Raw genomic sequence first — 8,599 nt, 5'->3', positions numbered from 1 at the left:
GCCGCTGTATCATTCCGCGCAGATGCATGTGTTTACCATGCCGGCCCTGTTATCGGGTGCCTACACTTGCCTGCTGGATACACCGACCCCCGAGCTGATACTGCAGCAGCTTAAACAGAAGCGGTTGAACAGCTTCTTTGCACCTCCTACCGTTTGGATCGCGTTGCTGCGCCATCCGCAGTTTGTCGAATCAGAGCTGCAGCATTTGCAGAAGCTGTATTACGGCGCATCCATCATGCCGGAGCCCATCGTGAAAGAGTTGGGTGAGCGTCTGCCCGACTCCGGGCTTTATAACTGCTATGGGCAAAGTGAAATTGCACCCCTGGCCACGGTGTTGACACCGGAAGAGCATGCTGAGCGGCCCGCATCCTGCGGTCGTCCCATTTTCAATGTTGAAACACGGATTGTTGACCCTGCGACCGGCGAAGAGTGTGCGCCAGGGCAACAGGGTGAGCTGGTGCACCGGTCGCCACAGTTGATGGTCGGGTACTGGGACAAGCCCGAGCAAACCGAAGAGGCCTTTGCCGGTGGCTGGTTTCACTCGGGTGATCTCGGTTATCGCGATGAGGAGGGCTACATCTGGATTGTGGATCGCATCAAGGACATCGTGAATACCGGTGGGGTGCTGGTTGCCAGTCGCGACGTTGAGGAAGCGCTTTACACGCACCCTGACGTCGATGAAGTGGCGGTGATTGGCGTGCCGGATGAAAAATGGATTGAAGCCATTGCAGCGGTTGTCGTACTGCGACCTGAAGCCGATCCGAATGCGGAGAGCTTGATCCGTCATGCCAGAGAAAACCTGGCGCCCTTCAAGGTACCCAAGCACGTGCATTTTGTGCAGCAGTTGCCCAAAAACACGTCCGGAAAGCTTCTGAAACGAGCACTTCGTCAACAGTTCTCGGATTTCTAGCCTGACGTAATCGCATCTGGGGCCGGTCAGGTTCCAGATGCTGAATTCCAAGGAAATTGCTATGCGACCCGAACCTTGTGTCCGCAGGGATGTTCACGGCTCTGTGATGGTGATCAGAATCGTCAACCCTGCCAGAAAGAATGCACTTGATATTAATGCATATACATTACTCTCGGAGTTTTTAACCCAGGCAGAACAAAATGCCGAAATAAAATCCATTGTGATCACGGGGCATGATGAGTATTTTTGCAGCGGTCACGACGTTGATGATTTTCTGAATAATCCAATACAGGATGAAACGCATCCGGTATTTAAGTTCATGCTCAGGATGAGTCAATGCAAAAAACCTGTAATCGCGGCTGTTGAAGGTTTTGCAGTCGGTATTGGTGTGACGCTGCTTTTGCATTGCGATCTGGTTTATGCAGGACGAAGCAGCTTCTTCAAAATGCCGTTTACGAGCCTTGGGCTGTGTCCTGAGTTTGCGGCAACATTCATTATTCCAAACTTCTCAACTCACTGTATTGCAACAGAGTTGCTTGTCCTTGGCCGAACCTGGAAAGCGGATCGTTTCTGTGAAAAGGGTTTTGTAAACGAGCTGTGTGAGGATGGCGAAGCCTTCAATACTGCAATGAACAGTGCAGAGGAGCTTGCCTTGTTACCAACCGAATCCGTTATTAGAACAAAGCAGCTGATAAAGAATAATTTCTCGCATAATTCAGAAAAGAGTATGCGGGAAGAGTTGGCTCAACTCATTGAGCTATTTGAAAGTGGATCTTTCAATAAAAAACCAAAATAAAAAGGAAACACAATGCTTAAGACAATAAAAAAATATGGTGTGGGCCTTTCCTTGATTGCAGGCCTTGGATGCGCTGGCGTGGTGAGTGCGGAAACGACCATGGTCGTCGGTACCTGGTTGCCCCCGACGTCTGTGCAGAATTCGGTTGTTTGGCCGACTTGGGCGAAGTGGGTTGAAGAGGCCACAGAAGGGCGGGTAAAGGTAAAGATTGAATACGATGTGGGGCATCCGAAGTCCTATTTCCAGCTGGTTGAAGACGGCGTCATTGATGCCGGTTTCAGCTATCACGGTTATGTGCCAGGACGCTTCAGGCTGCCCATGGTGGCAGAACAGCCGGGTATGGGGGTAGGTGCCGAGGCGGCCTCCGTTGCGCTTTGGCGTGTACAGCAAAAATACTTTCAGTCTGCAGATGAGTTCTCGGGGCTTGAGGTGGTGGGGATGTTCACCCACGGGCCGGGCCAGCTGATGACGACCATTCCCATTGAGCGCATTGACGATATCAAGGGCAAGAAGATCCGTATCGGTGGTGGTGTACAGGCCGATATTGCCGAGCGGCTTCAGGCTGCGCCGGTATCGGCGCCCGCCACAAAGCTGTACGAAATGATGCAGCAGGGCGTGGTGGATGGCACTCTGCTGCCTGTGGGACAGCAGAAAGCACAGCGTCTGGCGGAAGTGACAAAGTATCTGACCACAATCCCCGGCGGGATGTACATGGGTACATTTTCAATCTTCATCAACCCGGACTTCCTGGCTGATCTGGACCCGAAAGACCGTGAAGCGATCATGAGCGTGTCCGGTGAAAAGCTGTCTGCGCTGGCTGGCAAGGCCTGGGAAGAAACCGACTATGAAGGTCTGGAATTCGCACGGGAGCAGGGCGTTACCATTGTCGAGCATGACCAAAATGCCCCGTTTACTCAGGACTTCCTGAAGCTGTCCGAGGGCATGGATCAGGCGTGGATCGACAGTGTTGCGGACCTCGACATAAATGCCGCTGCGGCCCTGGTAGAACTGCGTAAAATCGCTCGTGAGTATGAAGCTCAGAAGCAGGAATGATTCATGTCTGTTAGTGCCTGGTTAAAAAGCACTACGACGATAAGGGGCCGGTCTTGTGACTGGCCTTTTTATTCTATGTTGTGCATGCGATTGATAAAGTTGAAGCCGGAGACTTTTTAAGTCAAATATCTTTAAGCGCGTGGTAGGCGACCTCGCAGAGCCAGCGTAAAGCTGAAGGATCATCAGTTGATTCAGTCCAGTATAGAGATACTTCAAATTCTGGGGTAGGGAAAGGTAAAGGAAAAGATACCAGGTTTCCGGGTGAGGTAAATTCTTTTGCAACCCGGCTGGGTAGGCAAGCTATCAGATCGCTATCAGGGATGATACCAGGCAGCGCAGAAAAATGAGGTATATGTAGAGCGATGTTTATCTGTTTGCCTCGTTCACCCAAATAGTCATTGATGTAAAAGTGCCCGCTTGCTTTTGAAATGAAGATATGATTTTCGTTAAGAAATTCGTCTAGGGTCGGCTCTCCCCGAATCCGAGTGTGTTTTGTGGAGAGGATACATTGATAATGCTCATCGAATAGTTTCTTATGAAGTGTTCGTCCTTTCAGAAAACTAAGATTCCCTACAGCCAAATCAATTCGTTCTTGTGAGAGCCAATCTTCGACTTTTTCTATCTCAGTAGTTACAACTTCTACCTTGCAGTTGGGCGCCTTGATATGAATATCTCTTAGTAGTTTTGGCAATAAATAAAATTCGCCAAGATCAGATAGAGCTATACGGAAGGTTCGTGTCGAGGTCTTGGGCTCAAACTGACGAGCATCTGCAATGGCTTGTTCGATTTTGCAGATGGACTCATGAAACACCTGATAGAACTGGTCAGCTGCGAAGGTCGGGATCATACCATCACGTGTGCGTGTGAACAGAGGGTCGTTGAGCAGCTCTCTCAAACGCGACAGGGAGTAACTGACGGAAGGCTGGGTGATATTAAGCTCTTCGGCGGCTCGGCTGAGGCTCCCGTTTTCATAAATCGCGAGGAAAACCTTCACTAGGCTGAGGTCTGATTTGCGCAACATAGTTACCCTATAGATATAAATTCAATCTATATCTTATAGCAAAAAATATTGATTGGATCGATATGTTTGGCGTTGATAGTGTATGAAAAAAAGAAACATGAAGGCTCAAACATGACCAAGCAAGTGCCGACAGTCAAAGATGCTGTGTATCAGATATTACGTAACCACAAAATTGATACTGTCTTTGGGAACCCTGGCTCGAATGAGCTTCACTTCCTTAAAGATTTTCCTGCCGATTTTCAGTACGTACTCTGCCTCGATGAAGGCGTGGTTGTTGGAATGGCTGATGGTTATGCTCAGGCAAGTGGTCAGCCATCCTTTGTAAATCTGCACTCGGCGGCTGGAACCGGCAATGCGATGGGGGCTCTGACCAATTCACGTAACTCGCATTCACCCATCGTGGTCACCTCGGGTCAGCAGGCACGAAGCATGGTATTCAGCGATCCCTTGCTGAAAAATACGGATGCGACCACGTTGCCCAAGCCATTGGTCAAGGACAGTTACGAGCCGCTTAGTCCTCAGGAAGTACCTTACAGTATCAACCGTGCAATCAACCTGGCGGTCTCTGATGCTCCCGGGCCCGTATATGTCTCTATCCCGTATGATGACTGGGAAGAACCTGCGCGTGAAAATCTTGATCTTCTACTGGACCGGAAGGTCGTTCAGGTCGCTTGCGTTGATCCGTCCACGATCCAGGATTTGCGGGAAAGGATAGCACAGGCCCAGTCCCCGGTTCTGGTCTTGGGGCCTGAAGTCGACAGCGCGGGTTGTAATGATCTGGTCGCAAGACTGGCGGAACGCATGAACGCCCCGGCCTGGGTTGCGCCTTCTGCTCCACGCTGCCCTTTCCCGACAAATCATCGTTGCTTCGCGGGCATCTTGCCGGCAGGTGAGGCTTCTCTGTGTGACAAGATCAAGTCGCATGATTTCATTCTGGTTATTGGCGGCCCAGTGTTCCGTTATCACCAGAAGGATCCGGGGGCACTACTGCCTCAAGGAGCTCTGCTCGTACATGTCACCAGTGATGCTGACGAGGCCGCACGTGCCCCCATGGGTGATGCGCTGATCACCGGTATCCAGCCTTTCGTAGAACAGTTGTATGCGGCACTGCCTGAGAAAGAAGCTGATTGCCCGGTTTTCAAACAGGACGTTGTCAGAAATACAAATGATGGTGCTGCGCTGACGGTCGAAAACCTGTTTGACTGCGTTGAAGAAATTGCACCTGCAAACAGTATCTATCTGAATGAAGCCACATCGACACTTGCAACCCTCTGGTCACGTCTGACGATGGCAACATCAGGCAGCTACTATTTTGCTGCCGCCGGTGGCTTGGGGTTTGCACTGCCTGCCGCTCTTGGCGTCCAGATGGCTTGTCCGGGCAGGCAAGTCATTGCCTTTATTGGTGATGGCTCCATGCACTACAGCATTTCCGCACTCTGGACAGCTATGCGATATCAAATACCCGCCATATTCATTGTTTTAAATAATAATGGCTATATGGCATTGAGATGGTTTGCTGAACTCTTCGATGTCGATAGTGCGCCTGGGTTGGAAATTGAAGGTGTCGATTTCGTGAAAATTGCTGAGGGATATGGCGTCAAGTCTGAACATGTTGATTCATTGAAATCCTTTAAGCTTTCACTTGCAGCGGCATTGGAAAGTAATGGGCCTTCGTTGATTGAAGTTAAATTATAAAAACAAGATGGGGTTGATCATGAATTTTAATATTTCAGATTACAGTAATAAATTTTTTGATGGCCGCTGGTGTGATAGCACTGGCGAGGTGGCGGATATCCTGGAGCCTGCAACAGGAAATGCCTTGGGAAAAATTGTTCTCACCACAGCTATTGACGTTGATAAGGCCGTTTCCAGCTCTAAAGCTGCCCAAGGTAAATGGGCGGCAACACCCTTTAATCAGCGCGCGGACTGTCTCCACAAAGTTGCTGAGGTTATGAGAGAGAATGCTGAATTATTTATCGAATGGAATATCCGTGAATGTGGATCCATTCGTCCCAAGGCTGAGTGGGAATTGCAGGCGGCCATTGAGCAGTTGAACGCGTCGGCGGCACTGACCATGTATCCGGATGGCGCTACTTATCCATCATCGGTCCCCGGGCGTCGTAATATCGTGCGCCATGTAGCTTTGGGGGTCATTGGTGTCATAGCGCCCTGGAACTTCCCTCTGTTGTTGGCAATGCGCTCGGTGGCACCTGCCATTGCATTGGGTAATGCGGTTGTTTTGAAACCAGATCATCAAAGTGCAGTCACTGGTGGCTTGCTCATGGCGCGTGCATTTGAAGAGGCTGGTCTGCCCGCCGGTGTTTTTTCGGTAGTTCCCGGCGATGTGATCGCCGGTGAGGCACTGGTCGAGAATGAATCGGTTGCAATGATTTCGTTTACAGGTTCCACACCTGTTGGCAAGAAAATCGGCAGTAAATGTGGCGGACGGCTGAAAAAAGCAGCCCTTGAGCTAGGGGGCAATAATGCCTTTATCGTGCTAGCCGATGCCGATCTGGATGCTGCTGCTTCCAATGGCGCCTGGGGCAGTTTCCTGCATCAGGGGCAGATCTGTATGCAGGCAGGTCGTCATTTCGTCCATGAAAGTGTTGCTGATGAATATATACAGAAACTCGCTGAACGTGCCAGAAAACTGCGCATTGGTGACCCCTATCGTCAGGAAGTCGAGATAGGCCCGCTGATTAATGAGGCCCAGTACCGTCGAGTTGACGGCATCGTGCAGGAGAGCCTCCAACAGGGTGCGCGCCTGATTACGGGCGGAAAAGGAGAAAGGCTCTTCTATGAACCTACAATCTTGGCAAATGTTGACGTCAGTAACAGAGCTTGTGCAGAAGAGCTGTTTGGCCCAGTCGCCCCGGTTGTAACGTTCAAGGATGAAGACCACTTGGTAGAGCAGGTATTACGTTCTGATTATGGTCTGGCAGCCGCTATTCATACACAAAATTACGGAGTTGCATTCTCACTGGCCGACCGGCTGAAGGCGGGTATGGTTCATATTAATGACCAAACCGTAAATAACGAATTTCACGTGCCTTTCGGAGGGATGGGGGACTCAGGAAATGGCGGTCGCTTTGGTGGCTTGGCGAATATTGAAGAGTTTACCGAGGTTCAGTGGGTAAGCTTTACTGAAAAACCGATTATTTATCCATTCTAATAATAAGATAAGATGGTTTATATGATGAATAAAAATAAAATCAATAAATATCTTCCTCTTTCACTAGCTATTATTTTTTCAGGCTACACATCGGTTTCAATTGCAGGTGATCAAGTTGAGATATCAGCTATTTCAGCCTTCAATAAGGGAACTGCGATATCAAAAGGTTTTGATCAATTTGTTGCTAGTATCAACGAGGACAAGAACGCACCGGTTAGAATTCGCTATGTCGGTGGTCCTGAAGCGATGCCTCCTTTTCAGATAGGTAATGCAATCAAGAATGGCGTTGTAGACATGATTCTATCCACCGGTGCTTTTTACAGTAATGTCATGCCTGCGGCCGACTCATTGAAATTGACCCGATATTCGCCACAGGAGCTTCGTGCAGCAGGCAAGTGGTCTCAGCTCCAAAAGATCTGGAAAGAGGAGATGAATGTTCATCTTCTGGCTTATACCAATTATGGCAACGAATTCCATCTTTATACCAATAAGCCTTTGACTTCAGCCAATTTGGAAGGACAGCGGTTACGGATTACGCCGATATACCGTGCTTTTTTCGAAGAGCTTGGAGCTTCTGTAATGCAAACAACCCCCGGTGAAGTCTATACAGCACTTGAGCGAGGCGTCGTCGATGGCTATGGATGGACAATGCAGGGAGTCTTTGATCTCGGTTGGCAAGAGCAAACTAAGTATCGGGTTGATCCCGGTTTCTACCAGGCCGATGTAACCGTCATGGTCAATGAGAGAACATGGAGTAGCAAGCTGACAAAAGAGCAGCGTGACTATTTGACCCAAAAAGCACTGTGGCTTGAATCACTGAATGATAATAATGCAGCAATCAGTCAGAACGAGCGGAAGCTACAGCAAGACGCCGGTATTCAAACGCTCACTTTGGAAGGAAACGAAAAAGAACGATATTTGAAAGTAGCTTACGACGCGGCATGGAGAGAGCTTCTGGATAACGATGAGGAAACGACTAAGAGAATAAAAGAAATAATTGATTAATGATTATCTATAATAAAAATAAAGGTTTATTATCATGCGTATTCTTTATGAACGCACCTTGATAACTATGGTTGTAGCCTCCGGCTTGACGATTCTATTGATGTCAGTGATGGTGTTTTTAAATGTCATCCTTCGTAATTTGGATATCGCCTCTTTCTCATGGGTTGTAGAGCTGTCAGAGTATGGTCTGACAGTCTCTACTTTTTTGGCTGCACCTTGGGTGCTTAAAGAAGGTTGCCATGTTTCCGTTGATGTATTAGTGAAAAACATGACCGGACTAAAGAAAGCAATACTTGGTAGGTTGATAAGCCTAGTTGGCCTTGGAATATCTTTTATATTGCTTGGGCTATTCTCATATATCCTTTATCATTCTATTCATGAAGAGAGCTTACTAATAAAAACAATAGTGATACCAGAATATTTAATACTGGTGTTTCCAGTTGTGAGCTTGTTTTTCATCTGTGTTGAGTTTTCGATTCGATCATTTGGGGCGGAGGCATAGATCATGGAATGGTATATCGCAATAGGATTTCTTTTTTCGACTCTTTTTATATTAATGCTTTCAGGCCTTCCCGTTGTTTTCGCATTCTTCTGTGTGAATGTACTGGGTGCATTTGTTTTTTTGGGAGGGGAATTTGGCCT

General features: G+C 48.5%; 8 protein-coding genes. 7 read left to right on the top strand and 1 reads right to left on the bottom strand.

Features of this window, described 5'->3' with window-relative positions; translation table 11 throughout:
* The 3 genes from ACN0UY_RS12410 to ACN0UY_RS12400 all read left to right on the top strand — a co-directional run.
* Positions 1 to 910: AMP-binding protein (locus ACN0UY_RS12410; protein ID WP_417667484.1), on the top strand; the 910-nt coding region annotated here is incomplete at its 5' end.
* A gap of 61 nt (positions 911 to 971) precedes the next feature.
* The gene (locus tag ACN0UY_RS12405) at positions 972 to 1,706 is read left to right on the top strand and encodes an enoyl-CoA hydratase-related protein (RefSeq protein ID WP_417667482.1); all 735 of its coding nucleotides are present in this window, start codon (positions 972 to 974) and stop codon (positions 1,704 to 1,706) included.
* Between the two features lie 12 nt (positions 1,707 to 1,718).
* The gene (locus ACN0UY_RS12400; RefSeq protein WP_417667480.1) at positions 1,719 to 2,759 is read left to right on the top strand and encodes a TRAP transporter substrate-binding protein; all 1,041 of its coding nucleotides are present in this window, start codon (positions 1,719 to 1,721) and stop codon (positions 2,757 to 2,759) included.
* Positions 2,760 to 2,880: 121 nt separating this feature from the next.
* On the opposite strand, the gene ACN0UY_RS12395 is transcribed toward ACN0UY_RS12400, so the two are convergent.
* On the bottom strand, positions 2,881 to 3,780 hold the full coding sequence (locus tag ACN0UY_RS12395; RefSeq protein ID WP_417667478.1) for a LysR family transcriptional regulator: 900 nt from the start codon (positions 3,778 to 3,780) through the stop codon (positions 2,881 to 2,883).
* 111 nt (positions 3,781 to 3,891) lie between these two features.
* On the opposite strand from ACN0UY_RS12395, the gene mdlC reads away from it, so the two are divergent.
* From mdlC to ACN0UY_RS12375, 4 genes are read left to right on the top strand one after another with little or no spacing between them, the layout of a single operon-like run.
* On the top strand, positions 3,892 to 5,475 hold the full coding sequence (gene mdlC, locus ACN0UY_RS12390) for a benzoylformate decarboxylase (protein ID WP_417667476.1): 1,584 nt from the start codon (positions 3,892 to 3,894) through the stop codon (positions 5,473 to 5,475).
* Positions 5,476 to 5,494: 19 nt separating this feature from the next.
* Complete coding sequence (locus ACN0UY_RS12385; protein WP_417667474.1) at positions 5,495 to 6,952, top strand: aldehyde dehydrogenase family protein; 1,458 nt, start codon at positions 5,495 to 5,497, stop codon at positions 6,950 to 6,952.
* A 21-nt stretch (positions 6,953 to 6,973) separates the two neighbouring features.
* Positions 6,974 to 7,957 carry a TRAP transporter substrate-binding protein DctP gene (gene dctP, locus ACN0UY_RS12380; protein ID WP_417667472.1) on the top strand — a complete coding sequence of 328 codons (984 nt, stop codon included), beginning with the start codon at positions 6,974 to 6,976 and terminating at the stop codon, positions 7,955 to 7,957.
* Positions 7,958 to 7,991: 34 nt separating this feature from the next.
* The gene (locus ACN0UY_RS12375; RefSeq protein ID WP_091828105.1) at positions 7,992 to 8,459 is read left to right on the top strand and encodes a TRAP transporter small permease; all 468 of its coding nucleotides are present in this window, start codon (positions 7,992 to 7,994) and stop codon (positions 8,457 to 8,459) included.
* Positions 8,460 to 8,599 lie beyond the last annotated feature (140 nt).

Origin of the sequence: Pseudidiomarina sp. (genome assembly GCF_048268165.1) — a bacterium.
Classification (GTDB): domain Bacteria; phylum Pseudomonadota; class Gammaproteobacteria; order Enterobacterales; family Alteromonadaceae; genus Pseudidiomarina.
Note: the sequence above shows the minus strand (reverse complement) of the source record. Positions and strands in the feature narration are given on the sequence as shown.